This window comes from Streptomyces sp. NRRL WC-3549, assembly GCF_000721935.1.
In the GTDB taxonomy this organism is placed as follows: domain Bacteria; phylum Actinomycetota; class Actinomycetes; order Streptomycetales; family Streptomycetaceae; genus Streptomyces.
Window position 1 is genome coordinate 52,444 of record NZ_KL585429.1, and the last position, 1,593, is coordinate 54,036.

Annotated in this window: 3 protein-coding genes; all 3 read right to left on the reverse strand. The window is 73.8% G+C overall.

Annotation, left to right across the window (positions count from 1 at the left end; translation table 11 throughout):
- Positions 1-84: 84 nt before the first annotated feature.
- Complete coding sequence (locus IH13_RS0129855; RefSeq protein ID WP_031089185.1) at positions 85-828, reverse strand: sulfite exporter TauE/SafE family protein; 744 nt, start codon at positions 826-828, stop codon at positions 85-87.
- Positions 825-1,190, reverse strand: coding sequence for a rhodanese-like domain-containing protein (locus IH13_RS0129860; protein WP_031089186.1), 366 nt, complete (start codon positions 1,188-1,190; stop codon positions 825-827). The genes IH13_RS0129855 and IH13_RS0129860 overlap by 4 nt, the downstream gene beginning before the upstream one ends.
- A 42-nt stretch (positions 1,191-1,232) precedes the next feature.
- On the reverse strand, positions 1,233-1,593 hold a 361-nt coding region (locus tag IH13_RS0129865), incomplete at its 5' end, for a rhodanese-like domain-containing protein (protein WP_199814890.1).

The window sequence follows — 1,593 nt, forward strand, 5'->3', positions numbered from 1 at the left end:
AGCGAGGACCGCGACGAGATGCGCGCCCGTCCGGAGAAGCTGTTCCTGTCCCTGGTCCGACCCCGCGCAGCGATGTGGCGAGCCTCAGACGACCACGTCGATGAGCATCATGGCCGCCACGGCCATCAGGACGACCGCGAACACGCGCTGCAGGGTCTGCCCGGTGATCTTGGATGCCAGGCGTTTACCGTCCCAGGCGCCGAGGATCGCCGCCCCGGTGAACGGGGCGATCACCTCCCAGCGCAGGTCACCGCCCGTCCCGGTCCGCGCCGTGAGGGCTGCCAGGGAGTTGACGGTGATGACGAGCAGGCTGGTGCCCACCGCCTGCTTCATCCGCAGACCGAGCACACCCACCAGGGCCGGGACGGCCAAGAACCCGCCGCCCACACCGAGGAAACCCGTCACGGCACCCAGTCCGGCCCCCGTACCGGCAGCCTTGGCGGGGCGCACCCGCTCGGGCGGCTCGGACCTGGCCGGGCGGAGCATCCGCACGGCGGCCAGGGCCGCGACGGCGGAGAAGGCCCCGGTGAGCACGGCGGCCGGGACGTGGCCCGCAGCGGCTCCGGCGAGGAAGGCGGGCACGATGCCCGCGAGGGCGAACAAGGCGCCGCTCTTCCATGCGACGCCGCCGTCCCGGGCATGGGCGTACAGGGCGGTGGCGGAGGTCGCGGTGACGATGATCAGGCCGGCGGTGGTGGCCGACGCCGGGGAGAAGCCGAGCAGGTAGATCAGGGCGGGGACCGCGAGCACGCTGCCGCCGCCGCCCAGGGCGCCGAGGGCAAGGCCGATGACGGCCCCGGCGGCCAGGGCGAGGATAAGGGTGCTCACGCTGTCGAGCCGCTGTTCCCGCGCTCGTCGACGACCGGATACCCGGCGGCGGCCCACGCGTTCATGCCGCCCTCCACGTCCACCGCGTCCAGGCCCAGTTCCGCCAGGAGATGCGCGGCCTGCTGCGACCGGCGCCCGCTGCGGCAGATCACCACCAACGCCCGCCCCTGCGCGGACGCGGGCAGGGCCACCCCCTCGACCAGCCCCGACAGCGGGACGTGCACCGCGCCCGGCACGTGCCCGGCCCCCCATTCGGCTTCCTCCCGTACGTCCAACAGCACCGCCCCGTGCTGCTCACCGGCGGTACGCGAACGCGCCTCGGCCACGGACAGGCGCGGCACCTGATGATCGAAGAGGGACATGGGTGGTTTCGCCTTTCTCTCTCGCGTTGCCATCGGGGCGGCTCAGCCGGTGGTGATCGTCAGTCCGGCGTCGGCAGCGGAATCGAACCCGTCGTCCACGGCCACGACCCGCCGCCCGGCGGCGTCCAGCAGGGAGGCCGCGATGCCCGCGCGCATCCCGCCTGCACAGTGCACCCAGACCGTGCCGTCCGGGACCTCGCCGAGGCGGCGGTGCACCTGGTGAATCGGGATGTGGACCGAGCCCTCGATCCAGCCCTTCGCCCGTTCGGAGTCACGGCGCACGTCCAGCACCACGACCCCGTCCATGTCCTGGGCCGCGAGCTGGGCGAACGTGGCCCGCGGGAACGACGCCGGGCGCACCGACTCCGGCAGCCAGACCGACGGGTCTCCGGTCGCGGCGGCG